General features: G+C 70.7%; 23 protein-coding genes and 1 pseudogene. 11 read left to right on the top strand and 13 right to left on the bottom strand.

The features are described from left to right. Nucleotides 1-422 (bottom strand): sigma-70 family RNA polymerase sigma factor (locus ACH4MY_RS10845; protein WP_398000600.1); only part of this gene is annotated, 422 nt, incomplete at its 3' end. A 35-nt stretch (nt 423-457) separates the two neighbouring features. Here ACH4MY_RS10845 and ACH4MY_RS10840 point away from each other — a divergent pair. Then, nucleotides 458-880 (top strand): ATP-binding protein, encoded by a 423-nt coding sequence (locus ACH4MY_RS10840; protein WP_398000532.1) that lies wholly within the window; start codon nt 458-460, stop codon nt 878-880. 95 nt (nt 881-975) lie between these two features. Here ACH4MY_RS10840 and ACH4MY_RS10835 read toward each other — a convergent pair whose 3' ends face one another. The 6 genes from ACH4MY_RS10835 to ACH4MY_RS10810 all read right to left on the bottom strand — a co-directional run bounded on the left by ACH4MY_RS10835 (nt 976) and on the right by ACH4MY_RS10810 (nt 7,107). Continuing rightward, complete coding sequence (locus ACH4MY_RS10835) at nt 976-1,401, bottom strand: SsgA family sporulation/cell division regulator (RefSeq protein WP_398000529.1); 426 nt, start codon at nt 1,399-1,401, stop codon at nt 976-978. Nucleotides 1,402-1,592: 191 nt separating this feature from the next. Next, nucleotides 1,593-1,994: an STAS domain-containing protein gene (locus ACH4MY_RS10830; protein WP_398000527.1), complete on the bottom strand. Its 402-nt coding sequence runs from the start codon at nt 1,992-1,994 to the stop codon at nt 1,593-1,595. Continuing rightward, a complete protein-coding gene (locus ACH4MY_RS10825) occupies nt 1,991-3,112 on the bottom strand; it encodes a B12-binding domain-containing protein (protein ID WP_398000524.1) in 1,122 nt (373 codons plus the stop codon). The genes ACH4MY_RS10830 and ACH4MY_RS10825 overlap by 4 nt, the downstream gene beginning before the upstream one ends. Then, nucleotides 3,109-4,791, bottom strand: coding sequence for a PP2C family protein-serine/threonine phosphatase (locus ACH4MY_RS10820; protein WP_398000521.1), 1,683 nt, complete (start codon nt 4,789-4,791; stop codon nt 3,109-3,111). Before ACH4MY_RS10820 ends, ACH4MY_RS10825 begins: the two co-directional genes overlap by 4 nt. 514 nt (nt 4,792-5,305) lie before the next feature. After that, complete coding sequence (locus ACH4MY_RS10815; RefSeq protein ID WP_398000519.1) at nt 5,306-5,791, bottom strand: ATP-binding protein; 486 nt, start codon at nt 5,789-5,791, stop codon at nt 5,306-5,308. Nucleotides 5,792-5,904: 113 nt separating this feature from the next. Continuing rightward, the gene (locus tag ACH4MY_RS10810; RefSeq protein WP_398000517.1) at nt 5,905-7,107 is read right to left on the bottom strand and encodes a PP2C family protein-serine/threonine phosphatase; all 1,203 of its coding nucleotides are present in this window, start codon (nt 7,105-7,107) and stop codon (nt 5,905-5,907) included. Nucleotides 7,108-7,214: 107 nt separating this feature from the next. Here ACH4MY_RS10810 and ACH4MY_RS10805 point away from each other — a divergent pair, with 107 nt between their 5' ends. Continuing rightward, nucleotides 7,215-7,727: a MarR family winged helix-turn-helix transcriptional regulator gene (locus tag ACH4MY_RS10805; protein ID WP_398000514.1), complete on the top strand. Its 513-nt coding sequence runs from the start codon at nt 7,215-7,217 to the stop codon at nt 7,725-7,727. Between the two features lie 138 nt (nt 7,728-7,865). Here the strand turns inward: ACH4MY_RS10805 and ACH4MY_RS10800 are convergent, their stop codons facing one another. From ACH4MY_RS10800 to ACH4MY_RS10780, 5 genes are all read right to left on the bottom strand, one after another. Beyond that, complete coding sequence (locus ACH4MY_RS10800) at nt 7,866-9,041, bottom strand: PP2C family protein-serine/threonine phosphatase (protein WP_398000511.1); 1,176 nt, start codon at nt 9,039-9,041, stop codon at nt 7,866-7,868. Between the two features lie 60 nt (nt 9,042-9,101). Further along, entirely contained in the window at nt 9,102-9,470 is a 369-nt protein-coding gene (locus ACH4MY_RS10795; protein WP_398000509.1) for an STAS domain-containing protein, read from the bottom strand. Between the two features lie 51 nt (nt 9,471-9,521). After that, entirely contained in the window at nt 9,522-12,035 is a 2,514-nt protein-coding gene (locus ACH4MY_RS10790; RefSeq protein ID WP_398000506.1) for a SpoIIE family protein phosphatase, read from the bottom strand. Between the two features lie 120 nt (nt 12,036-12,155). Next, complete coding sequence (locus tag ACH4MY_RS10785; RefSeq protein ID WP_398000503.1) at nt 12,156-16,175, bottom strand: HAMP domain-containing protein; 4,020 nt, start codon at nt 16,173-16,175, stop codon at nt 12,156-12,158. A gap of 435 nt (nt 16,176-16,610) precedes the next feature. After that, nucleotides 16,611-16,889, bottom strand: coding sequence for a hypothetical protein (locus tag ACH4MY_RS10780; RefSeq protein ID WP_398000500.1), 279 nt, complete (start codon nt 16,887-16,889; stop codon nt 16,611-16,613). Nucleotides 16,890-17,480: 591 nt separating this feature from the next. Here ACH4MY_RS10780 and ACH4MY_RS10775 point away from each other — a divergent pair. The 7 genes from ACH4MY_RS10775 (at nt 17,481) to ACH4MY_RS10745 (ending at nt 24,093) form a co-directional block, all read left to right on the top strand. Beyond that, the gene (locus ACH4MY_RS10775) at nt 17,481-18,671 is read left to right on the top strand and encodes a protein kinase (protein WP_398000497.1); all 1,191 of its coding nucleotides are present in this window, start codon (nt 17,481-17,483) and stop codon (nt 18,669-18,671) included. Nucleotides 18,672-18,846: 175 nt separating this feature from the next. Beyond that, nucleotides 18,847-19,206: a PRC-barrel domain containing protein gene (locus ACH4MY_RS10770; protein WP_398000494.1), complete on the top strand. Its 360-nt coding sequence runs from the start codon at nt 18,847-18,849 to the stop codon at nt 19,204-19,206. 47 nt (nt 19,207-19,253) lie between these two features. Further along, the gene (locus tag ACH4MY_RS10765; RefSeq protein ID WP_398000492.1) at nt 19,254-19,400 is read left to right on the top strand and encodes a hypothetical protein; all 147 of its coding nucleotides are present in this window, start codon (nt 19,254-19,256) and stop codon (nt 19,398-19,400) included. A gap of 317 nt (nt 19,401-19,717) precedes the next feature. Further along, nucleotides 19,718-20,944: a PP2C family protein-serine/threonine phosphatase gene (locus ACH4MY_RS10760; RefSeq protein WP_398000489.1), complete on the top strand. Its 1,227-nt coding sequence runs from the start codon at nt 19,718-19,720 to the stop codon at nt 20,942-20,944. 184 nt (nt 20,945-21,128) lie between these two features. Next, nucleotides 21,129-21,764, top strand: a complete 636-nt coding sequence (locus tag ACH4MY_RS10755) for a hypothetical protein (protein ID WP_398000487.1) — start codon at nt 21,129-21,131, stop codon at nt 21,762-21,764. A gap of 173 nt (nt 21,765-21,937) precedes the next feature. Next, nucleotides 21,938-23,128 (top strand): cytochrome P450, encoded by a 1,191-nt coding sequence (locus ACH4MY_RS10750; RefSeq protein WP_398000484.1) that lies wholly within the window; start codon nt 21,938-21,940, stop codon nt 23,126-23,128. Between the two features lie 668 nt (nt 23,129-23,796). Beyond that, nucleotides 23,797-24,093, top strand: a complete 297-nt coding sequence (locus ACH4MY_RS10745; protein WP_398000483.1) for a hypothetical protein — start codon at nt 23,797-23,799, stop codon at nt 24,091-24,093. A gap of 42 nt (nt 24,094-24,135) precedes the next feature. Here ACH4MY_RS10745 and ACH4MY_RS10740 read toward each other — a convergent pair. After that, nucleotides 24,136-24,312, bottom strand: a pseudogene (locus tag ACH4MY_RS10740) (IS701 family transposase); the annotation flags it as partial. 163 nt (nt 24,313-24,475) lie between these two features. Between ACH4MY_RS10740 and ACH4MY_RS10735 the strand changes: the two are divergent. Next, a complete protein-coding gene (locus ACH4MY_RS10735; protein WP_398000480.1) occupies nt 24,476-24,880 on the top strand; it encodes a type II toxin-antitoxin system PemK/MazF family toxin in 405 nt (134 codons plus the stop codon). 239 nt (nt 24,881-25,119) lie between these two features. Further along, entirely contained in the window at nt 25,120-25,551 is a 432-nt protein-coding gene (locus tag ACH4MY_RS10730; protein ID WP_398000478.1) for a VOC family protein, read from the top strand. The last annotated feature ends 170 nt before the right edge of the window (nt 25,552-25,721 follow it).

Raw genomic sequence — 25,721 nt, 5'->3', positions numbered from 1 at the left:
AGTTCCTTGACCGTCGGGGCCCGCCCCAGGCGAGAGCTCAGCTCCTCGCTCGCCTTGGCCAGTTCCACCCGGGCCTCCTGCAGACGACGCGGCACATGCACCGCCCAGGAGGTGTCTCGGAAGAACCTCTTGATCTCCCCGACGATATAGGGCACGGCGAACGTGGTGAACTCCACCTCCCGCGACAGCTCGAAGCGGTCGATCGCCTTGATCAGCCCGATCATGCCGACCTGGACGATGTCCTCCATCTCGTCACCACGATGACGGAACCGCCCGGCCGCGTAGCGGACCAGACTCATGTTCATCTCGATGAGGGTGTTGCGCGCGTACTGGTACTCACGCGTCCCCTCCCCCAGCACCGTGAGCTCCTGAAAGGGCCGTCGAGCGCCGGAAGCCCGCTTCTTCCGTGGGTCGCTGGGCAGAAGGAAGGTGCAGGTCGGTCGTTGGAAGGAGAGACATGACACGGGACCCCTCACTGAGAGCCGTAGGGTGGGCTCGATCGCTTCCCCTCGGCAGCAGTGTGAAGACGGCACGCGACTGGACGCGCGAGCATCTGGCGACGCTCGGCTGGGACCGCACCGCACCGGACCTGGTGGACTCCGTGGTGCTCGCCGTCTCCGAGCTGGTCACCAACGCCCACGTCCACGCCCACAGCGACACGCAGCTCATCCTCACCTGGGACGAGAAGTGCCTGCACGTGACCGCGCACGACGCGTCGGCCCGCGTTCCCGAGCAACGCCACCCCGACGACGAAGCCCTGGGAGGTCGCGGCCTGCTCCTGATCGGCGCCCTCGCCGACGATGTGCGGATCCGCTCCTGCCCGCGGGGCAAGGACGTCACCGCCTGCTTCGGCCCGCCCCCGCCCGACCGGCCGGAATGAGGAAGGCGGGCGCGAAGGGCGAGCGGGAGAGCAGCCCCGTACGAGGACACGCGCTTCACGCGTCCCCGTACGGCCGGCCGCCCGCGCACCTCGCGTCAGCGCTTGAGAGCGGCGAGCAGGGGCTGCCAGTCGATGTGCCTCTCCTCCGTGCCCTGCGGAACCAGGGCGAAGGTGTCGCGTACGAGGCGGGCGAGCCTGTCCTGGTCGCACCTGACCGTGGCGCTGTGCCCGGCCGGGCCGAGCCGCAGGTGGAGCGTGCCGTCGGGAGCGGGCCGTATGCGGACTTCGCCCGCACCGGAGGCGGTCGGCGATCCGGTGAGGACCATCTCACGGTCGACACGCCACAGGACTGGAGCATCGCCAGGGAGGTGGAAGACGATGCTCAGCGCGTGGGGGTCACGGGAGGTGTAACTGACGGTGGTCTCGATCGGGACCACCGCGTCCGGGGTGAGCAGTTCCATGGCCATGGGCTGCGTGAGGACGCGGGGCGAGGGAAGGGGTGCGACGGGGGGCTGGGGCATGGGTCCTCCGACTGATCCGACTGAGGGGACGTGGCGAACGGTCCGGTGTCCGCTTGACCCGTCCCGTCCCTGTTACACCTCATGCGCGCAAGACGGATGTGCCGATGGCGTCGAGGTTTCGTGAAGGCCTCGGGAGCACGGTCGTGGGAGGCCGCGGGGCAGGGGCGGACCAAGCCGCGGGGCAGGGCCCGTCAGAGGCCGGGGAGCCGGGGTCCGTCCGATGCGCCGCTCGGGGTGTCCCCTTCGGCCGCCGCCCTATCCTGCCGGCCCGTCAGGTGCTCGTACGTGCCGGTGAGTTGGAGCAGCCTGTCGAGAAAGGGCGGTCTGCGGTCGAGGTGCAGAAGTACTCCCATGGCCGCGGCATGCCGGTGGAGGGCCAGCAGGGCGGAGAGGCCCATCGAGTCGCACAGGGTCATGCGGGCGCAGTCGAGACGTACGGCCGAGAGGCCGGATGCCGGGTCGAGGTGGGCCCGGGCCGCGTCCAGCAGCTCGTTCGCGCTGTCCCAGGCGAGGTCGCCGGCGAGCTCCGCGTACAGGACTCCGTCCGTCGAGGGGGCGGCCTTGAGTTCGAAGGTGTGGTGGGATGCGCTCATGCGTGGGGTCCGAAGGCCGATGGGGCGGGTACTCGGGTGAGGGCGCGACGTCCCGCGACGAGGTGGGTCCGCGCGCGGGGGAAGTCGTGCTGTGCGTCGGCGAGGAGGCCGAGCGCGGCGACCAGGGCATCGCCCGGGACACCGCGGGCCCGCAGGATTTCAGCGGTCCAGGTGACGAAGCCGGTGAACAGCTCTGCGTCGTCGGCGTAGAGGGACGCGGCGAGGAAGTCGACGATGTGGGCGATGTCCTCGGCGGTCCGTTCCCGCTGCCGGTCGGTGTACGCGGCCATCGCCGGGACCGCGTCCTCCAGCTTTTCGAGGACGTGGCGGGTGAGCTGGGTCCGGCTGCGTGTGACGAGCGTGTACTCCTGGTCGGACAGGTGCCGCAGTTCGCGGGTCGGGTCCGGCGGAGGGTCCGAAGGACGCCGCAGGCCGTCGGCGAGGAGGGAGGCGGCGGCACGGGCGTCGGGTGCCCACCCGTCCGCGCCGAGCAGGACGGCGTACCTGCCGTCGGGACCGAAGGCGGCTCCGCCGACGAGGACGGGGAGCCCGATGGCCTGGACGGCGGTGACGGCGGCGTGGGCCGTCGGGAGACGGACCGGCAGGGAGGCCGAGAGCGCGACGGCGTCCGCGCCGGTCTGGTGCAGATGCGCGATCAGGTGTGGGGTGGGGACGTGGGCCCCCAGGTAGTCGACGAGGAAGCCCCGGCTTCGCAGGACCTCCGCGAGGAGTCGGGCGGGCAGAGCGTGCCACTCGCCGTCGACGCAGGCGACGGTGACGCGCCGGGGCGCAGTCCCGCTCTCCTGCCGGGTGCCCGGCCCGGTGGCGGTGCGATGGCGCGGGGCCCGGTGGGCGAGGGCGGCGATGACGCGGTCCTGGATGGCCGTCACGGCGTGCTCCTGGGCGACGCCGATGCGGCCGGCGGCCCATTCTCCGCCGACCCTGGCCTGTACGGGGCCGATCACGTCGAGGAGGAGGTCCTCCGTCGTGGCCCCCGCGTCCTGGGCGGCGAAGACCGCCTCGGCGGCTGCCGCTTCGTCCCTCGCCTCGAGGGCCGCCCACAGCCGCTCGCGCGTTCCGGCGAGACCGGTGGACGAGGTCGTGGTGTGCGTGGTCATGCGGTGTACCTGCCCCGAGTGCGGCCGTTCACCGCGGACAGATGGGTGGTGTGCGGTGCGGTGATCGCGACGACCGCCATGTCGTCGTGCGGACCACGGCCCACCCAGTCGCCGGCGATCATCTGGAGGCGCTCGACGACGGCCTCCGCGGGCAGCCCGACGCATCCGGCCAGTGTGGCCCGGAGCCGGTCCTCACCGAACATGGACGAACCGAGCGGTCCGCCCCGGGCCTCGGTGATCCCGTCCGTGTAGAGCAGGCACGTCTCTCCGGGCGACAAGTACACGGTCACGGAGCTGGAGGTGACCTCGGGGAGCACGCCCACGAGGGTTCCGCTCGTGTCCGCCTCCTCCACCTCTCCCGTGGTGCGCAGGATCAGGGGCCGCGGGTGCCCGGCGCTGGTCAGCCGCAGCCGCACCTGACCGCCCGAGCGTCGCACCGAAGCCAGTACCAGCGTGGCGAAGCGTGTGTGACGGGTGGTCAGAAGGGCGCCGTTGAGCAGCTTCAGGACGTTCTGGTGGTCGTCGGCCAGTGGCAGCAGTGCCTGCAGAGTGCTGCGGATCCTGCCCGTGAGCACGGCGGCGTCCAGCCCCTTGCCGCACACGTCCCCCAGGACGGCGAGCGTCTCCTCTTCGGCGGCGGTCCCGGCGTGCACGTCGTAGAAGTCGCCGCCGATCCGTTCCGTGTCCTGGGAGGTTCGGTAGCCGCCGGCGAAGTCGACCCCCTGCACATGGCGAAGTTGCGGCGGGAGGAGTTCGGCGATCAGCGCGCGGGTGATGCGCGCCTGTTCCGCGTACAGGCGCGCGGCCGACAGAGCGGCGCCGGCACGGGCGGCGAACAGCCGGGCGAAGAGTTCCTCCGAGGAGTCGAAGGCCCTCTGCCCGCTGCGCCGCAGCAGGATCAGGACGCCCGCCGGCACGCCGTGGCCGGGCAGTGGTGTGATGGCGACGGCTCCGGGGGTTCCTTCGAAGCCTTCGGGCACGGCCCATTCCGGCAGCGTCGCAGGGTCGATCCACCGGGCAGGTACCGGCGGGAAGCCCTGGAGGGCCTCGGCCAGGCCGGGAACCGACGACGGGTCCATCGTCACCTGGCTCCGGTCGCATCTCTCGCCCATCGCGGTGACCACGCCGTACTGACTCCTCACGGGTGGGGAGATCACGAGCGCCGCGTCGCCGAGGTGGGCCGCGGCGAGCAGGGCCGCCTTCTCCAGGCACCGGTCCGGGTTCAGCGAGGCCAGCAGTTGCGTGGACGCCTCGGCCAGGAGCGCGGTGCGCTCCCGTTCGGTCCGCAGGGCGTCCTCCGCGGCGTTCAGGTCGGAATCGTCGACCAGCCACCAGGCCACGTCACCCTGACCGGACTCGGTGGGGTGGGCCCGCAGGAGGCGGCCCTCGTGACTCCCCCGCAGGGCCAGACGTCCCGCCCGCGCGGTTGCCGCCACGGACCGCGTCCGTACCGGCTGGGCCAGCCGCCGGTGTGCGTCGGCCAGCCATCCCGGGACGACCTCGTCCAGCCACGAGCCGACTCCCATCTCCGGGAAGAGGCCGGCGGCGGCGGTGTTGAACTCCACGACGCCGCCCTCGCGGTCGGCCACCACCGCCGGATGGGGCGAGCGGAGCCAGGAGATGCCTGCGGCTTCGGGGGTGGCCTGGGAGCGGTCGAACTCGTCTTTGAAAACAGTCATATGCGTGGCCCGCGCGTCGTGGCCCGCCACCTTCCCATGTGAAGACAACTCGTCCGCCCACCCTCCCTCAGGGCAGGCCGTACATCAAGTGAACCCCCTTCTTCCGGTACACACCCGGCTCTTCCTCGCCATACCTCCACCGCCCCGGCACGGGAGCTTCACCGAAGGGGGGCGCGCTCCGGCACGGTCGCCGACCGGCCTCTTTCCCGGTTTCCCGGTCCGTCGTCACCCATCCATGGGATTCGTGGCGGAGGAACGCGTTTCGACGTCGGGTTCGCGGTCAGTCGGAACCTCGAACGTGGTCCTCGACCCGGAGGGATTCCGTCGTGTCGGTCATGTTGTTCCTGGTGTTCGGAGTCGGGGTGGCGATGGCGTGGTGGAGCATCGCTCCCGTCCGCGGTGGTGTGCGAAGAGGGTCCCGGTGACGGCCGGTGGCGGGCCGCGTACGGCCCCCTTGTGGTCATGTCGGCCCGGTCCCCCTCGTCGACCGGTCCGCCGGGCCGGGGCCTGCGTATCAGTGCGGGCGCCGGGCCGGCGAGGTCGCCGTGTCGGCGCACTCCGGCCGGAGGGAGAGGCGCGCCCGGACTCGCTTCCCCTCCGGTGCCGGCTCCACGCTCAGGCTCTCGCAGACGGCGACGACGATCTCGACGCCGTGCTGTCCGATCCGGTGGGGATCGTGTCCGCGGGGTACGGGAGCGGCGGCCTCGCGGTCGAACACCGAGATCTCCAGGGTGTTCCTGCGCAGCTCCAGCAGCAGCCGGCAGGGACCGACCGTGTGCCGGACCGCGTTGGTCACCAGCTCGCTGACCACCAGCTGCGCCAGCTCGACGCGCTCGTCGGCCACCGGTTCACGCCGCACGGACGGGGCGCCCGCGAGGAACTCGGCCGTGAAGGCGCGGGCGGAGGCGATCGCGCCGCCGTCGGAGGCGTCGTCGTAGACGACACTCGCGGACAGCAAGGGCTCCCGTGCCGCAGGCTCCGCGGTCATCACGTCCGTCATGGCGCTGATACTCCCCTCGTACGGATGGGTGCGCTGGGCACCTCGTACTCCGCCTTTCCCCTCTTCATGGTTCCCACACCGACCCGACGGGGATCACACACGGCGGCGACACGTCAGGGAAGGGGCGGAGCGGGTTCCCCGCCCCTCTTCGCGTCCGGCGCCCCCACCCCGCGGCCGCGCCAGTCGAGGCACAGCACGAGGACGGCGTCCGGTGTGTCATGGAGCGTCTCGCGCAGCGCCCTCACGACGGCTCCGGGAGCGTCCGCGCCGCTCAGGTGGCAGGTCCGGGCCAGGGCCCGCGCGACGGGACCGTCCTGTACCTCGCACTCCCCCGCGGCCGGGGGCTCACCCGTGCCGCAGGCGACGAAGACCAGCCGGTCACCGGGCAGGAGGTGCAGGTGCTGGGTGAGGTAGACGGTGTCCTCGAACATGCCGAGGGGAAGTTGCCGGTCCAGTTCGACGCGCTCGGGCACGGCGCCGCGGATCCGCCAGAGCGTCGGCGAACCCGCGTCGACCACCTCGGTCGCGCCGGTGGTCAGGTCGAACCGGAGGAGCAGGGCGGCCAGGGGGTTCTTCCCCCGGTACTGCCCGTAGAGCGCCTGATCGGTGAGGCTGGCCTGCCCCACCAGGTCGAGTCCGGCCCGCCGGGCGTTGCGCATCGCCGTCAGGGCGAAGGTGCTCACCAGGGCGACCGGGGTACCGGGGCCCGCGCCGTCGGCGACGATCAGCAGGAGTTCGTCCTCGGTCACGCTCCAGTCCAGGAGGTGCCCTCCCGAGGTGTAGGCGGGCTCCCAGTAGGCGTGGAGGTCGAACGTCGGCCCGGAACAGGACCGGCCCGGCAGGGTGTCCCACTGCATCTCCCCGGCGATGCTGAGGGCGTGCCTCCTGCGGGTGCGGCGGTACAGGTCGGTGTGTCGGTCGGCGACGCGCAGGGCGTGCCCGAGCGTCTCGGCGACACGGCCGAGACTCTCGGTGGTCTCCGGCGTGCCCCGGTCCGCCGGCAGGACGACCACGAGCACGCCGAACCGGTCGCCCCGCACCGTGACCGGAAGGTAAACGGTCGCCGTGGGGCCGCCATTACGGAAAAGATATGGTTGCTGCGTGCGGAAGACGCGACCGGCGGGGCCCGCGTCCGCGGGCACGTGCGACGCCCCGGCAGGCGACTGCACGGGCGCCACGGGGCACAGGGACGTGAATCCGTAGTCGATGAGCAGCAGGTCGGCGGCGGACGCGGCGTACAGCCGCGTGAGACTGGTACGGAGGGAGTCCAGAAGGAGGTGTGGTGCCGCCCCGCGCAGTGCGCCTTCCACTGTCACGTGTCGATCCACCGGATCCGTACCGCCTTCTGGAGAGATGTGGAGATGACCGGTCCGTCGCAAGACCGACGCCCTTGGCCCCGGACGCCCGAGGAGTGTCGGCAGACATGAGCACCAACCCCGCCCCGTCGCCGCGGGAACCGCAGCAGGCGGCCGAGGCCGCCCGGGAGCTCATAGAGCTGCTGGAGGTGCTGTGGGAACGCGGCCGGGACATGGTGTCGGCGACACCGGTCTCGGCGAGTCAGCTGCGCGTGCTGTACAGCCTGGACCGCGAGGAGGGCATCAGCCTGCGGACCCTGGGTGACCTGCTCGGTTCCGCGCCGCCCTCGGTGAGCCGCATGTGCGACCGGCTGGAGGCGCTGGGCTTCGTCCAGCGCCTGCCCAGCCCCGTGAGCCGGAGACAGCTGGAGCTGCATCTGACCGGGCACGGCAAGGCGTATCTGCGGGAGCTCCGGGCCCAGCGGGAGAAGGCCCTGCTCGCGGTCATCGCCGACATGTCACCGACGAGCCGCAAGGCCCTGCTGCGCGGACTCACGGGGTTCCACGAGGCCCTGGAGCAGAGCGGGCCGACCGCCGTGGCGCGCCCGCGCACGCCGTTGAAGGGCGTCAGCTCGGCCTGATCCCCGTGCGACGCCGCAGGAGCCGGCTCCGGCTCCGGCTCCGGCCGGGCGCATACCCCATGTCCCCATCGCCACCCCTGGTCGTCCATGACGTGTTGTACCGGGCACACGCCTGGCATTACCCCAAGGATACAGTTGTCACACGGCAACTGTTGACGCGGCGCCGTGCCAGTCGAGACAGACGACTAGGGCGTCGTCCTCCAGTGCGCCACCGCCGTGGTGGGCGGTGAGCTCCCGGAGCATCGCCTGCGGGACGTGCGTGGGCGGCAGCAGACGCGTCCCCCTCAGCGCGCGGGCCAGCGCCCGGTCCCCGTAGCTCTCCCCGGCCGGCGAGACGGCGCCGTACACGCCGTCGCTGCCGAAGAGCAGGCGGTCCCCCGGCAGCACGGTGAACCGCTCGGAGACGTAGACGGTGTCCTCGAACATGCCGAGGGGCAGCTGCGCATCGAAGCCGATGGACTCGACGGAATGACCCCGCAGCCGCCACAGACGAGGCGAGCCGGCGTCCACGGCCTCCACCTCGCCCGTGGCAAGGTCGAAACAGAGGAGGAGCACCGACACGAAGGCGCCGCCCCGGTTCTGCGCGTACACGGCCTGGTCGGCCAGCGCGGCCTGGTCCGCGAGGGCGAGACCGGCGCGGCGGGCATTGCGCAGCGCGTTGATCGCGAGGTTCGTCAGCAGGGCGGCCTCGATGCCCTCCCCCATGCCGTTGGTGACGGTGAGGGTCAGACGGCCGTCGGAGACCGACCAGTCGTAGTTGTCGCCGAAGATGGCGTAGGCGGGTTCGAGATGGGCGGCGAGGGCGAACTCGGGGCGGGCGCACGAGCGGCCGGGCAGAAGCTGCCACTGCATCTCCGCCGCGAGCGTGAGCCGGGTCGCCCGCCGCGCCAGGACGTACAGGTCCGTGTCGCGCTCGGCCACCAGGATCTCATGGCCGAGCGCCTCGCAGACCTGGGCAAGTCCGGGGAGCAGGGGGCGGAGGTCGATTCCCGGGGGCAGTTCGGCGGTGAGGACGCCCAGCCGGTCTCCGCGGACGGTGACGGGCAGGTGGAGCAGGACCGAAGCCGGTCCCTGTACGACGTGCGGCTCCTGCGCGCCGAAGGCGCGTCCCTGGGGACTGTCGTGGATCGGGACCGACGGATCCGCCCCGGGGCCGCGCTCGACGAGCTGGAGCGTCCGCAAGCCGTAGTCGGCCAGGCGGAGTTCCACCCGCAGGGCGTCGCAGCGCTCCCGCAGGGCGTCCTCGACGACGCTCACCAACCGGTGCGGAGCTGCCCGGCGGAGCGCCTGCTCGACGTCGGCGATCTCGTGCACGGTCTCCCTCTTCCTTCCTCCTGGGCTCGGTCCCGTGCCCGGGAACCGCACCCCCTTCCGCTATCTCCCGCCGCCGGCCGCGGCCAGCGCCTCCGCCACACGGTCGTGCGGTGGGATCGTCGTCGTCACCCCGGTGATCTCCAGAATGCGTCGCACCGCCGAGTTCGGCGCGGCGAGATACAGGTCCCCACCGGCCTCCCGGGCCCTGTGGACCGACCTGATGAGGACGTTCAGGCCCGACGAGTCCATGAAGCCGAGCGCGGACAGGTCGAGGACGAGATGGTGCCGCCCCTGGCTGAGCTGTTCCGCCAGGTGGTCGTCGAACCGGCCGGCCGTCTCCATGTCCAGCTCACCCCCCACGGACAGCACAGCCGTGCGGGCGTCGCGGATCTCGACGGCGATATCCAGGTTCGGTTCTCGCTCGGACATGTTTCCCTGCTTTCCGGGTGGGGGGAGAGTCGTCGGGCGGACGGTCGGGGTTCAGGACACCTGGACGCCGACCACGCACGTGTCGTCGTCCGTGTCCGACTTGCTGCGCGCCAGCAGCTGGTCCAGCCGCTGTTCGAGACTGTCGGACGGCAGCCGGGCGACGGCGAGCAGCTGGGCGACGGACTCCTGGACGGGGGTGTCCCGCCGTTCGACGAGACCGTCGGTGTACATCAGCACGATGTCGTCGGGTTCGAGCCGGAGCTCCGCCTCCTCGTACTCGGCTTCGCCGAGCGCCCCCAGCAGCATGCCCCGCAGGAGCGGCAGGTCGACCGCCTCGTTCCCCCGGACGAGCACCGGCGGCAGATGGCCCGCCCGGGCCCATCGCAGCGTGCGGGTGCCGGGGTCGAAGATCCCGCAGACGGCGGTGGCCGTGACATGGGCGGTGAGGTGGTGGGCGACGCTGTTGAGCCAGGACAGGAGCTGCCCCGGCCCCGCGCCCGTCACGGCGAGACCGCGGAGGGCGTTGCGGAGGGCCACCATCCCGGTGGCGGCCTCCACCCCGTGGCCCGCGACGTCCCCGACGCACAGGAGCACCTTCTTGGAGGGCAGCACGACGGTGTCGTACCAGTCGCCGCCGACCAGGGACTCGGACTCGGCCGGGCGGTAGCGCACGGCGACTTCGAGGGCCGGTGCGTCGAGCGGTGGTTTGACCGGCGGCATGATGGCGTGCTGGAGCTGGAGGGTGAGCCGGTTGCGTTCCTCGGCGGCCTCCTCCGTGGCGGCCAGCCGGTCGCGGGTGGCCGTGAGGGCGACCTCGGTCCAGTGCTGCGCCGAGATGTCCTGGTAGGCGCCCCGGACGGTCTCGAGGCCGCCGTCGACTCCCAGAGCGGGTTCGGCGGTCACCCGGATGTGCCGCGTGACCCCGTCGCGTCGCAGCATGCGGAAGGCCGCGGAGCCCACCTGGCGCTGATGCAGCACCGTCTGCAGGAAGTGCCGGATGGTGCCGGAGTCGTCGGGATGGGCGTGCCCGACCAGGTCGCGCAGCGCGACCGGCGTCTCCGTCGTCCGACGGCCGAAGAGCTCGAAGAGCTGGCCGTGCCAGGTGATGTCTCCGGTGAGGGCGTCCTCCTCGAAGGCGCCGACCCGGCCGAGACGCTGGGCGTGCTGCAACAGGCTGGCCAGGCGTGCCGATTCGTCCTCGACGCGCCAGATGAGGAGGACGCTCCCTCCGTACCGGCTGATGCTGATGTCGGCGAGCGAGGTGAGCGGCACCTGGTCCACCAGGGCGGTGAGCCGGGTGCGGCAGGCGCGGAAGGGCTCGCCCGTGGCATAGACCCGCTCGATCCGTTCGAAGAGTTCACTCTCGCCGGCCGTCGCGGGGTACGCCTCCAGGAGCAGCGCCCCGTCGACGGTGCCGCGGGGCCGGCCCGCCGGGTCCTGGAAGTGCGCGTTGGCGTGCCGGATACGGAAGTCGGCGAGCCTCCCCGCCTCGTCCAGGTGCGGGGTCAGGACGAGGGCGGGGTCGTAGAGCCCGTCGGAGAGCTCGGCCAACTCGGGTGATCCGTCCCCGCCGGGGACGAGGGAGCGCGCCGGGGCCGTCTGACCGGGCAGCGCCTCCAGAGTGTGGGCACAGAGTTCCGCGAGTGCCTCGATCTGGCGTTCCACGGCTTGCGGCTGGGGGTCCAGCGGGCGGGCCCAGCAGATCTCCAGGACGCCGTGGATGCGGCCGCCGGTCCCGGCGGGGACGACGACCCGCCCACCGTCGGGGTGGCGCCCGCGTCCGATCGAGGGTACGCCCGCGGCAGCGAGGGAGGGGTACCAGACGGTGCGGCGGCCGGTCAGCGCCTGCCGGGCCGCGGTGGTCACCCCGGGAGGTACGTAGTGCCAGCGGGCGGCCTCGTCGGGGCCGAACCCGGCGTGGCCGCGCAGGCTCAGCGACCCGTCCGGGCCGGTGGTCCAGATCGCCACGGCGACGGCGCCCAGAGGTTCGAGGGCGTGCGCGAGCAGCGAGTCGGCGACGGCTTGGGTGTCGTCGGCGCTGAGCGCCGCGCTCTCCGCCGTACGCAGACGGACGGCGACCGAGGCGGCGGGCCCGGCGGTGCGGGGCTCGCCGGTGCCGGGCCGGCCTATGCCGGGCTCGCGGATGCCGGGCTCGCGGATGCTCGTCCTCACGAACTCGTCCGCGGCCTCGGCGACCCGGTCGCGGGCCGCCTCGTTGATGATGTCCGCGGCCAGCTCCAGTCGGGAGAGCCCGGCCCGGTCGGCGAGCTCGGCGAGCTGCCGCGCCGCCTGGGCGGGGCCGCAGCCCAGGCGCTCGACGAGGACTCCCTTGGCGAGTTCGATCAGGGCGCGCCCCTCGGCCGCCGCGTGCGCGGCGCGCACCTCGCCGCGCAGCCGCTCCACCGTGGCGGCCAGCCGGCCGTCGGTGAAGCTGTCCCGCTGCGTCGGGCGTTCACCGCCGGCGATACGAGAACCGGGAACGCCGACGGGCGCCTCGGGCGCCGGAACACCCTCCCCAGGAAGCCCGGCGGGCGGGCCTCCGTCCCGGAAGCGGGGGCCACTCACGTCGGCGACTCCTCGGTCAGGACGGCCTCGCGGCCGTCGCACGGACGGGAACACGGTGCGCCCGAACGGCGCGGGGCCCGCCGCGGTATGCGGGACGGCCCGACTCGTACGGTCACGGAACTACCCATCGTTCAGCCAGCGCCCGACGCAGGCGATGAGCTCGTCGGCGTCGACGGGCTTGGTCACGTAGTCGCTGGCGCCCGACGCGAGGCTCTTCTCCCGGTCGCCCGGCATGGCCTTGGCGGTTACCGCGATCACGGGCAGGTCCGCGTACTGCGACAGCTGCCTGATCCGTGCCGTCGCCGTGTAGCCGTCCATCTCCGGCATCATCACGTCCATCAGGACGAGGGACACGGCCGGGTTCGCCAGGAGCGCCTCGATCCCCTTCCGGCCGTTCTCGGCGTGCAGCACCGCGACACCGTGCAGCTCCAGGATGCCGCTCAGGGCGTAGAGGTTGCGGGCGTCGTCGTCGACCACGAGGACGGTCCGGCCGTGCAGCGTGGTGTCGATGGCCTGGGGCGCCGGGGCCCAGTGGTCCCCGCGGACCAGGGGCACGACGTCACCCGGCTGCTCCGCGGACAGGTGCAGCGCGATCCGCTCGCGCAGTTCGTCGAGGCTGGAGAGAAGCTCCAGCGGGCGGCGGCGGGCCAGCTCCTGCAGCGCGCCCTCCTCGTCGGCGGGGAGCCGGCGGTTGTTGTGGGCGAGGACCGGAACCGTACGCAAGGCCTCGTCGCCGTCCACGGCGTCCAGGAAGCGCAGGGCGTCGCCGTCCGCCATGTCGACGTCGAGCACGACGCAGTGGAACGGCTGGGTGGCGAGCGCGGCGGCCGCCTCCTGAGGGCCGACGACCGCGATCAGCTCGATGTCCGTCCGCTCGGCGTGCCCCCCGTCGGCGGAGAGTTGCGCGACCGCGTTCTCGGCGACCACGGCGAGGAGCCCGCGCGGGCGCTCCTCGATCACGAGGAGGCGCCGCGTCGGCCGGGTCGTCGCCGCGCCGGGCCCGGCGGACAGGGCGGGCGCGGCACCGCGGGCCGGTGCCGAGACCGCGGCCGCCTCCATGGGCCGGGCGGCGGGGTCGGGCCTCTCCGAGAAGTCGGTGCGGGTGACGGGCAGGTAGAGGGTGAAGGTGCTGCCCTCGCCGACGACACTGGTGACCGTGAGGGCACCGCCGAGCAGGTTCGCGATCTCGCGACTGATGGAGAGGCCGAGACCGGTGCCCCCGTACTTCCGGTTGGTCGTCCCGTCGGCCTGCTGGAAGGCGCCGAAGATGGCCTCCAGGTTCTCGGTGGCGATGCCGATGCCGGTGTCCGTCACGCGGAAGGCCACGACCGCGCTGCCCCGGTGGACCGACACGGGGAGCTCGTCGTCCGATGCCGGTTCGATGCGGAGCTCGACACCACCGTGCTCGGTGAACTTGACGGCGTTCGAGAGCAGGTTCCGCAGCACCTGCCGGAGCCGGGAGTCGTCGGTGGTCAGGTCGACGGGGACGCCGACGGCCGTGGCGACCGAGAAGGCGAGACTCTTCTGCGAGGTGAGGGGGCGGAAGGTGGCCTCGACGTAGTCGAGGAGCCTGCGCAGCGGCACGCGCTCCGGGTTGAGGTCCATCTTGCCGGCCTCCACCTTGGACAGGTCGAGGATGTCGTTGATCAGCTGCAGCAGGTCGGACCCGGCGGAGTGGATGATGCCCGCGTACTCGACCTGCTTGGCCGTGAGGTTGCGGGTCGGGTTCTGGGCCAGCAACTGGGCCAGGATCAGCAGGCTGTTGAGCGGGGTGCGCAGTTCGTGGCTCATGTTCGCCAGGAACTCGGACTTGTACGTCGAGGCCAGCGCGAGTTGCTGGGCACGGTCCTCGAGCTCCTGCCGGGCCTGCTCGATCTGGAGGTTCTTGGCCTCGATGTCGCGATTCTGGGTGACGAGCAGGGCCGCCTTCTCCTCCAGTTCGGCGTTGGAGTGCTGGAGCTCCTCCTGCTGCACCTGGAGTTCCTCGGTGCGCGAGCGCAGCTCGCCTGCCAGCCGCTGGGACTCGTCCAGCAGTTCGTCGGTACGGGCGTTGGCGACGATGGTGCTGATGTTGACCCCCACCGTCTCCATGAGCTGCTCCAGGAAGTCCCTGTGCACGGAGGTGAAGGGGCTGAAAGACATGAGCTCGATGACGCCGAGCACCTGGTCCTCGACGACGACCGGCAGCACCACGAGGCTGCCCCGGGCCGTGCTTCCGAGTCCGGAGGAGATCGTGACGTAGTCGGCGGGGACGTTGTCGGCGGCGATCGTGCGGCGGCTGCGGGCGGCCTGTCCCACGAGCGACTCACCCAGCCGGAAACGGTCCCGGCCCTGGTCTCCTGCGGGTCGGCCGTAGGAGCCGACGAGGCCGAGTTCGACACCGCCCCCTCCCTCCTCGGCCAGGTAGAACGCGCCGTACTGGGCGGCGACGAGCGGGGTCAGCTCGTCCATGACGAGCTCGGCGACGACGGCCAGATCCCGGTGGCCCTGCATCAGTGCGGAGATCCGGGCAAGGCTGGACTTCAGCCAGTCCTGTTCCTGATTGGCCCGCGTCGTCTCGCGCAGCGAGCCGACCATCGCGTTGATGTTGTCCTTGAGCTCGGCCACCTCGCCCGAGGCCTCGACGGTGATCGAGCGGGTCAGGTCGCCCTCGGCGACGGCGCTCGCCACCTCGGCGATGGCGCGAACCTGGCGGGTGAGGTTGCCGGCCAGCTCGTTGACGTTCTCGGTCAGACGCTTCCAGGTCCCGGAGACTCCCTCGACCTCGGCCTGTCCCCCGAGCCGGCCCTCGCTGCCGACCTCGCGCGCCACGCGGGTGACCTCGGCCGCGAAGGAGGACAGCTGGTCCACCATCGTGTTGATGGTCGTCTTCAGCTCCAGGATCTCGCCGCGGGCGTCGACGTCGATCTTCTTGGAGAGGTCGCCGTTGGCGACGGCCGTGGTGACCTGGGCGATGTTCCTGACCTGCCCGGTCAGGTTGTTCGCCATGGAGTTGACGTTGTCCGTGAGGTCCTTCCAGGTACCGGCCACGTTCGGCACCCGGGCCTGGCCGCCGAGCCGGCCCTCGGTGCCCACCTCACGGGCGACGCGCGTCACCTCGTCGGCGAAGGCCGAGAGCGTGTCCACCATGGTGTTGATGGTGTCGGCGAGCGCGGCGACCTCGCCCTTGGCCTCCACGGTGATCCGGCGGGAGAGGTCACCGCGGGCCACGGAGGTGGCGACCTGGGCGATCGAACGCACCTGCCCGGTGAGGTTGGACGCCATCACGTTGACGTTGTCCGTCAGGTCCTTCCAGGTGCCCGAGGCGCCCCGGACGGTGGCCTGGCCACCGAGGTTGCCCTCCGTGCCCACCTCGCGGGCGACACGCGTCACCTCGTCGGCGAAGGCCGAGAGCTGGTCGACCATCGTGTTGATGGTCGTCTTCAGCTCCAGGATCTCGCCGCGCGCGTCGACGTCGACCTTCTTCGACAGATCGCCGGTGGCGACCGCGGTGGCGACATGGGCGATCGCCCTCACCTGAGCGGTGAGGTTCCCCGCCATGGAGTTGACGGAGTCGGTCAGGTCGCGCCAGGTGCCGGAAGCGCCCTTCACGTCGGCCTGTCCGCCGAGAATGCCCTCCGTGCCCACGTCACGGGCCATACGCGTGACCTCGTCGGCGAAGGAGGAGAGCTGGTCGACCATCGTGTTGATGGTGTTCTTCAGCTCCAGGATCTCGCCGCGCGCGTCCACGTCGATCTTCTGGGAGAGGTCTCCCCTGGCGACCGCGGTGGCCACCTGGGCGATGTCCCGGACCTGCGTGGTGAGGTTGCCGGCCATCGCGTTCACCGAGTCGGTGAGGTCGGCCCAGGTCCCGGAGACGCCCGGCACCTGGGCCTGCCCGCCCAGTGTCCCCTCCGTGCCGACCTCGCGGGCGACCCGCGTCACCTCGGAGGTGAACAGGGAGAGCTGGTCGACCATCCCGTTGAACACCATGGAGATCTCGCCCATCAGACCGTCCGCCTCGCCGGGCAGACGGGTACCGAAGTCACCGTCGCGCACCGCCGTGAGGCCGGCCAGGAGCTGTCGAAGCTCGGGCTCGCCCACCGCGGACGACCCAGGCCGTACCCGGGCCGAGGAGCCTTCGGTCGTCGTCTCAGACATGCCCCATCCTCGTTCCCCAACAAGCTGCCGCTTACGGACCGTTCGACCTCGGTCACACAGCCGGACGCCCGCTCCCCCGAGACGCCTCCAGCCGCGATCGTTGCCGTACGGCAATGATGACGACACTACCCCTCCGTGATCGACAAGAGGAGGGCGGTGCCGCGTCATGCGGCCGGAACACGTCGTCGGCCCGGGTTCCCCGGGACCCCGGGACGGAGCCCCGAGGGCGTCTCGGCGCCGACTGCCCGAGCGCGCGGACGAGCCCGGCACGCGCCGAACGGGGAGTGCCGGGCTCATTCATCCGGGGGGAAGGGTCCACACCGCCGGTGGACGGCCTCGGCCCGCATCTGCCACCGGAAAGACGGGCAGTGCGGGAGCCGATGGTCGGGATTCGGGGTGTACGCGGCGCCGGGGAGGGCCGGGAGCCCTGCCCCCTCAGAAACGGCGTTCGAAGAACAGGGCCACCGGCCCGAGGCCGCGTCGCCGCGTCCGCCGTCCCAGCGCGTACCCGATAGTGAGCGCGGCCGCCGCGCCTGCGGCGGCACCCGCCGTCATCCCCTTGTGCGCGCGTACGGCGGTCCACAGGGTGTTGCCGGCGCCGCGGGCCGCCTGCGCGGCCGTACGAGCCGTCTCGGGGATCGGGATAGGCAGGACACGCAGCTCCCCCATGTCCACGTAGACCTCCGCCGTGCCGGGGCCGTACGTCTCCGGCATGTCGGGATCGTATGTCTCCGAGACGTCGGGGCCGAACCTCTCCGAGACGTCGGGGTCGAACCTCTGCGACATGGCGGGGTAGTCCGGCACGGCATACGGCCCGGTCCAGGGGAACGGGTTCTGGCCACTCTTGTCCGAAGCACTCATGAGGGCCGTCTCACCGGATGCGCCTGGGGTAAACCTGATGCGCCACCGGACCGGCTCCTCGTCTCCCGTGGGGGTGGCGCGCGGCCGGCCCCGTACCACCGCGGACGTACGACGGAGTGAGCCTACTCAGAGTCGCTCACGCCGGTCGTCGTCGGTGGCCGCGGGCGCCACGGGCGGGACCACCATGGTCGCTCCCTCCCGTACGGGTCGGACAGCTTCCGCGTACCCCGCCGTTCAGGGACCATGCCGCTCTCCCCGGGCGCGCTCGGCGCCTGCTCCGGTCGGACCGCGCGGGCAACCGTTCTCCCCCTTGATCCTCTCTCCTGGGGATGTTCATGGACCGACGGGGCACGCGTTCAGCCGCGAGCCCGTGCACGCACCGGCGGGCGACACACCCGCCGTTCGGCCCGTCCGCAGAGGCCGACCACACACCCGGGAGCACCGATGCAGCTCCATGCGAAGCCCATCGATCCGGATCTCATACTGACGGCCCACGCCCTCTCCGGCCGATACCGGCTCGACCGTCCCCTGGGCCGCGGCGGCGCGGCCGATGTGTACGAAGCCCTGGATCTGCGGCTGCGGCGCACGGTGGCGGTGAAAACGTTCCGCCCCGAGGACACCCACGGGACCGGGGCACAGTGCGGCGAGGACGCTCGCCGAACCGGGGCACAGTGCGGCAAGGAGGCCCGGCTCCTGGCGCGGATGAACCATCCCGGCCTGGTGAGGCTCTACGACACGGGCAACGACGACGGGCTGCCCTATCTGGTGATGCAGCTCATCCGGGGGACGACCCTGCAAGGGCGTATGGCCCGCAAGGTCCTCACGCCCGCCGAGACCTGTCGCCTGGGGACGGCCCTCGCCTCGGCTCTCGCCCATGTGCACGACCGTGGGGTCGTACACCGCGACGTCAAACCGTCGAACATCCTCCTGGACCGCACGGACACCCCGCACCTGTCGGACTTCGGCATCTCCCGCTGCTTCGACGAGCCCGCGGACTCCCCGGCCGAGGGCGACGGCACGCTCATCGGGACCGCCCCCTACATGGCGCCCGAGCAGGCTTTGGGCCAGAACGCGGGGCCCGCGGCCGATGTCTACAGTCTCGGCCTGGTACTCCTCGAAGCCCTCAAGGGCGAGGCGGAGTACAGGGGAGCGCCGCTGGAGGCGGCGCTGGCCCACCTGCACCGCCCTCCGGTGCTTCCGTCGGGCCTTCCGTCCGAGCTCGCCGGGCTGCTGACGGCCATGACCGCCCGGGCACCCGAGGCCCGGCCCGACGCAGCCGGCTGCGCCCGCGTCCTCGCCGACCCGCGTCGGACCGGGCTCGTCTCCCCACCTGCCCCTGAATGTGATTCCCCGCGCGGGCGGGCGGCTCGCCATGCCTCCGAGGGGCCCACCGGGCCGGTCGGCTCACACACGCCCGCCCTCTCCCCCGGCGCCGCCGGTTCACGCCGTCCCGCCCTTGCGCGGGCCATGGCGGCGACGACCCTGGTCACCCTCGGTCTCACTCTGACCGGCTCGCTGGGCAGCACCCCCGCCGCGGAGGCGACGGCGCCGCGTCCAGGGTCGGCCGACTCCACGCGGACGACCGCGCCGGCACCACTCGTACCGCGCACGGACGATCCCCACCCGACCACCTGACGCCCGCTGGTCAGCCCCCTGTCGCACCATCAGGAAGACGGTGCGCGGGCCGCATCGACCCGGAGATCTTCGCTTCCCGACGGATCCGGATGGTGTGGAACGGCGGCGACGGGCAACACGGAGTGACAGCACACGAAGCCCGGTGGCACTCGCCCTCGACGGAAGGAAGGCAGCCATGGCGCACGACATCTGGACCTACAGGGAGACCGCGGCCCATGCGGCGTGTCTCGACCTGACCGGGTACAGGATCGAGGCCACGGACGGGTTCGCAGGCACGGTCGACCTGCACGAGCCCACGGCCGGCCGCGCCCATGTCGTGGTGGACACGGCTCCCTGGATCCCCGGCAGACGCGTCATCGTTCCGGCGGGGGTCGTGACCGCGGTCGACCCCGGCACGGAGAGGCTCCACATCGGCTGTTCCAAGCAACAGATCGAGGAGGCTCCGCCGTTCGAACCCGGCCCCGACCATCACCGGGACGACGAGCAGCCGCACCGGATGGGGCTCGTCGACTACTACCTGGCGTTCTTCCGGTAGGCGATCCCCGCAGGAACGCCCCGCCCTTCCGATCCAAGGAGAATTCCATGAGCGCACTGCTGACCCGTATCAAGCGATTCGCCCACAGCCCTCAGGGCCGTAGCGCGGCGGCATCCGTACGCCGGGCCGCCGCCGACCCCCGCCGACGCACCCAGGTGCAGCGCCTCTTCGCCAAGCTGCGCACCCACCGCTGACAGCCGCTCACCCGGCCCGGCGGGCCGGTGGAACGGACCCCGCGGGCCGGTGGAACGGACTCCGCAGGCCGGTGGAACAAGCCCCACGCACTGCACGGCGTGGGGCTTCGTCGCACTCCGCACAGTGCGCGGGGCGTCGTCACGGGCACCGACACCGCCGGACGAGGCCCGCGAACGAGTGCTGTTCGCGGGCCGGCCTCGTGAAACCGCACCGGTCACGCGCGGCGCCCACCGCGGTCGGCCCTGTCCCGGCGCATGATGAGAAGGCCACCGGGGTCGGCCCAGGTGGCCCGCGGGCGAAAGGCAGGCTGGTGCCGGTGGAGAACGACACCCTGGGCTCGGTCCTCGCCGATGTGCTGGCCTCGTCCCACCGAATCGCGCCCCGTGCGATCCCCGATCTCGTGCAGAACGCCGGCCGGCGGCTGGGGCTGTCCGATGCCCGCGTGTACGTGGCCGACCTGCAACAGCGTGATCTGGTCGCGCTCCTGACTGCCGACCAGGCGCGAAGTTTGAGCGCCGGCGGCGGGACCACGGACCTGGAGACACTGCCCGTCGACAACTCGCTCGCCGGACGCGCCTACCGCACCGAATCCGTCCAGCTGAGCCGGCCGGACGCCGGCGACTCCGAACGGACGGGCTGGATCCCGATAGTGGAGGGCATCGGCCGGGTGGGGGTGCTGCGCGTGACCGCGCCGGAACTCGATGCGGGACTACTGCACCGATGCGAGGTTCTCGCAGACCTGCTCGCCATGATCCTTGCGGCGAAGCAGCCGTACAGCGACCTCCTGGCCCAGACCATGCGCACCCGGCCGATGAGCCTGCAGGCCGAGTTGCTGTGGGCGTTCCTGCCGCCGCGCACCATCGGCACCTCGGCGGTGACCTCCAGCGCCGTCCTCGAACCCGCGTACGAGGTGGGCGGGGACGCGTACGACCACAGCCTGGCCGGAGAAGTTCTGCACCTGACGCTGCTGGACGCCATGGGCCACGACCTCGCGTCCGGCGGGTGCAGCGCCGCGGCACTGGCCGCCTGCCGTTCCGCCCGGCGCGCGGGCAGCCGCCTCGACGACATCGCCGTAGAGATCGACCGCACCTTGGACCGCTGGATCCCGGGACGATCGCTGACCTGCGTCATCGCGAACCTCGACACCACCACCGGCCGGCTGGACTGGATCAACTGCGGCCACCCTCCCCCGCTGCTGATCCGTGACCGCCGCGTCGTGACCGGCGCACTCGACCGCACCCCCCACCCACCACTCGGGCTGACCGGCTACGACATGCCGCCCCCGCGTGTCCACAGCACCCACCTGCAGCCCGGCGACCGACTGCTGCTGTTCACCGACGGTGTCACCGACGCGCGCTCCGCCGCCGGCGACCTGTTCGGCGAACAACACCTGGCCGACGCCGTCGTCCGCGCCCTGACCGACGGCCTCCCCGCACCCGAAGCCCTTCGCCGCCTGATCCACCAGATCCTCGTGCACCAGGACCAACGTCTACACGACGACGCCACCCTCCTCCTCGCCGAATGGCACCCCCGGCACCAATGAACCCACCAGCGAAGGACTTGTTCTTGCGCTGCGGCTGCGGCTGCGGCTGCGGCTGCGGCTGCGGCTGCGGGACGGTCTCGTCGGCGTGACGCGTCTGGGCAACCGCTGACCAGAAGGCTTCCTTACGCTGAGTCCTTCGGCCCCTGCTGGATAACCAGTTGACCTGGTCGGCAAAGTATTTGGCATGGTTACAGACATAAACGGCTTTCTGGAATACCGAGCAGCACAGGACGGCCGTGGGCCGACCTGGCACACCGCGCAGGACCTCGACTCCCTGTACGACGGCTGTAGTTACGATGCGTTCGGCTGTCTCTTCGGCGTCCGCAATTACGCGAACTTCCGCCCCCTGGCCGCGAACCGGGGCCTGCCCGCCGACGTCTCGGGTTCCGCGAGCGCGCGGTCCGCGCAGCTGACTGACTGGTATGGCGAGGGTGGCTTTCACAACACCTCATGGATCACGTGGGCCGAGGTGAGGGCGGTCGACTGGGACGAGCAGGCGGAGAAGCCCGACAGCCGGCTCCACGAGTTCCGCCGGACCCCGGGCGGGCTCAGGTTCACAGGTAAAGCCTCCTGGAGCCGTGAGTTCGCCGAGGCCGTCGATCCCGGACCGAGCCCGGTCCGTCTCGGCCCGGGCGAGGCCCGGGAGTGGCCCGAAGGGAGCGAGTGGCTCATCGGGGACACCATTTACAGATCGGTCACCCTCCGCCGCCGGGACGCCGTCCCCGAAAGCGAGTGGCAACCCGTCTGGAGAGCCATGGAGACGCTCGCGGCGCAGCACGGCGACGACAACGTGCGCCTCGTCGTGTGGTTCGACAGCTGAGCGGGCCTTCGCGACCGTCCAATGCAACGCTCCATTGCATTCACCTCCAGAGCCATTGCATCAATTTCCCATTACTCACCTGCGATTACGTCCTTGCAGTGATTGACCGCACCTCGAACGCAACGTAGCTTTCGCAATGTTTAAACGTGTAACGTCGCGAGATGAGGATGGCCATGAGCGAATCCCCGCACACCGTCACAGCGCTGCCGACGGAGCGTCGGCCCGGCTGCCCCTTCGATCCGCCGTCGGAGCTGACCGACGCCCGCCGACACGGCCCCCTCAGCAGCTACACCCACCCCGGCGGCATGCCTGGCTGGGTGATCACCGGCTACGACCTGGTCAGGCAGATACTGGCCGACCCGAGGTTCAGCTCGCGCAAAGATCTGCTGAACGTGGTCGACTTCGAGATCCCTCCGGCCCCGCCCGGTGAGTTCCTCCTCATGGACGAGCCACAGCACAGTCGTTACCGGAAGCCGCTGGTGGGCAAGTTCACCGCGCGCCGCATGCGGCTGCTCACCGAACGCATCGAGCAGATCACCACCGACTGCCTCGATGCCATGGAGGAGACGGGTCCGCCGACAGATCTGGTGACCGCGTTCGCCAAGCCCATCCCCACCATCATCATCTGCGAGCTGCTGGGAGTGCCCTACGAGGACCGGGACTCCTTCCAGGAACAGATCGACAAGTTCATGAACGGGGAGGTGACCGACGAGGAGCTGATCGCGGCCTACACCGCGACACAGACGTACCTCGCCCAACTGGTCGCCGCCAAGCGCGCGAATCCCACCGACGACGTGCTCAGCGAACTCACCGACAGCGATCTGACCGACGAGGAACTGCAGGGCATTGCCCTGATCCTGCTGGCGGCCGGGTTCGACACCACCGCCAACATGCTATCCCTCGGCACGTTCGCACTACTGCAGAATCCGACGCAACTGGCCGCGCTGCGCGCCGATCCCACGCTCATCGACCAGGCCGTGGAGGAGCTGCTGAGGTATCTGAGCGTCGCCAAGACCTTTATGAGGACGGCGCTGGTGGACGTCGAGGTCGGCGGCCAGACCATCAAGGCCGGCACGACAGTCGTCCTGTCGTACCACACCGCCAACCATGACCCCGAGCGCTTCACCGACCCCCATCTCCTCGACCTCCACCGCCAGGACGGCGGGCACCTCGCCTTCGGACACGGCATCCATCTGTGTCTGGGTCAGCAGCTGGCCCGGGTCGAGATGCGGATCGCGTTCTCCGCCCTGCTCCACCGCTTCCCGACACTGCGCCTGGCCGTACCGGCCGAGGAAGTCGGCCTGCGTCCGGAGACGGCGGACATCTACGGAGTGAAGAGCCTCCCGGTCACCTGGGACAGATGACCGGGAGCCCGTGCCGTGCCGGCGGAGTCGAGACCCGACCGAGCCGGCGCCGGCGGGCTCGGTCCCCTACCGAGCCCGCGCCAAGAGTCCTGCGTCAGGTGGCCGACGAGCACGACGACGGTTACCACTCATGCCCTGCCTTCTCGACCCGGGCGCCCAGAATTTCAAGCGACCGGTGGGCCTGATGGACGAATACCAGCGCCGGGGCGCCCTTTGAATATTCAATGTATATCCATGCAAGGACACCCCTTCCGCCTATCACCCGACCAGGGAACGCATACACAATTTGCCACGTTCCCGCAGCCGTCAGTAAACTGACTGAAGGAATGTACGGCTCCAGCTGGACCTGGGTCACCCGGTGACCACCCGGCCGACTGTTGCGGAGCCCCGAGCCTCCAAGGACCGCCGAACTCGGTTTGGCGTGCCCTCTTTGACGCCCGAACAGCTGGACTCGATGTCACATCGACTCCACTAATCCACGAGGAACGCACATGGGTATCCTCGCTCATACGAATCTGCGCCACGGGCGGCCTGTCACTGCCGCTGTGGCGACTGTGGTGGCCGCGGCAATCAGCCTCACTGCCCCTGGCATGGCGTCGGCGCACGAAACTCCCGCGAGCAGTCACTCCGCAGTCTCCAGGGTGGATTGTGCACCCACCCCGCCATGGGTGTCGGCTTACACCTTCGATGGCAAATTGCAGGTGGAGGGTGGCTGCTTCACTAAGTACGGTCGAGTCTACGTCATTGTGAAACACAATAATGGCACCGTGTTTTTCAAGAAGTGGATAACGGCCAGGGATCACCCCTCCCTCGCCGGAGGCTGGATCAACGTCAATACGCACCTCCGCGCTCCCTGCACCGGCATCGCGAAGAATGGATATGCGCGTGGGTACGATGCGGTTACGGGTAAGTGGTCAGCGAAGTTCCCCGTAGCGATCTGCGTTCTCTTCGACAACAACGACTGACGGCTTGCCTCATACTCCAGCAGTTAATCGTGATCTTCACGTGGGCACCTTCCTGGCCTGCGTGCCCGCGCGGAACTTCCCGGCGCCTGTGGTGACTTCGTGCGAGCAGACCACCGCGAGGACGTAGCCGGTGCCGCGTTCTTCAGGTCCGACAGCAGCCCGAGCACCAACCGCGCGGGGTGCGACCCGCGCGAACCGGCCCGCGATCCGGGCCATCAGGCGCTCGAACGCCTCCTGCCAGCGGCCAGGGTCTACGCTGTGACCTGCGACCACCGCATGATCTTCAGTCTTCACACACCGATGATCAACGGCGGCCGTACCCGTCTCCACAGCGTGTCAGGGTCGCGCAGCGTCTGCCTGCCGTCATGTGTCTGGAGGACTTGTGCAACGTGGCGAAGTCTGGTGGGTCCAGTTCGACGAGCGGAGGCTGGTCGTACTGCTGTCGGGAGACGACACGTCCGGGATCCGGGTGATGCAGGTCGTCACTCCGGCGGGCTTCGACATCAGCGGTCTGGGCATCGAAGTGACGGTCGGCGCCGGTGAAGGACTGCCGTTCGAAGGCGTGCTGCGGCTCGCGTTCCCGCGTCCAGGCGTCACCCCGTGCACGTGGCTGACCACTGTGTCCCGGGACGACCTGATAGAGCGGGCGGCCGTCCTGTCCTCGGTGAAGCTCAGCGAGATTGACGACGCCCTCCGACTCGCTGAACAAACGCAGGAGCGGACCGCGGCCACGACCGCGAAGCTCAGCGAGATAAGGGACGCCCTCCGTCTCGGTGAACTCGGATAGTCGGAGAAGGCACCGACGCCCGCGACGGCGTGAGCGATCTCGGGTAAGGGTTGCCCCGTAACTGATCTTCGGGAACGCGAGAGTGGCCGGCCGGGATCGCATCCAGGTTCCCTTTGGGAGGCACTGACCTCGGTGCTCCCCCGTGACCGTACGACACAGCAACGGGTAGCGGGTGCCTCCTCATGACGACGTGCGGGACCGACCGGGGAGATGAGCAGGGCCCCTGCTATCGTGCGCCGATGTCAACGATCAAGCAGTTCCAAGTGACCTTCGACTGCGCGGAACCTGCGCGCCTCGCCGCCTTCTGGTGCGAGGTGCTGGGGTACGTCGTACCGGCGGTCCCGGAGGGCTTTGCCACGTGGGGGGAGTACCACCGCTCGCTGCCGCCCGAGGACGAGATCTACTTCGCGTGTACTGATCCCTCGGGTATGGCCCCGCGCGTGCTCTTCCAGCGAGTTCCCGAAGGCAAGGTCGTCAAGAACCGGGTGCATCTTGATGTGCGGGTCGGCACAGAGCTCGTGGGTGACGAGCGCCTGGCCACGCTCGAGGCCGAATGCGCACGGCTGATGGCGCTCGGCGCGAAACACGTGATGACCCAACGCGCCGATGGCGTCAACGAGTCGTGCATCACGATGCAGGACATCGAGGGCAACGAGTTCTGCCTCGCCTGAATCTCCTCCGAGACTGCGAGGTGGGGAGCCGTCTCCCGGCGACCTCTCAGGGGCCTTGTTGCCCGGTGTGGGCCGGGGCGGGGACGGCTGGCGGCCTTCGCCTCGCTCGTCCTGGGAACGCACCGTTTATCGGGCTTCACCTCTCCCGTTGAGATGCCGTATCAAGACGG

This window comes from Streptomyces sp. NPDC017246 (assembly GCF_044331325.1).
Lineage (GTDB): Bacteria > Actinomycetota > Actinomycetes > Streptomycetales > Streptomycetaceae > Streptomyces.
Note: the sequence above shows the minus strand (reverse complement) of the source record. Positions and strands in the feature narration are given on the sequence as shown.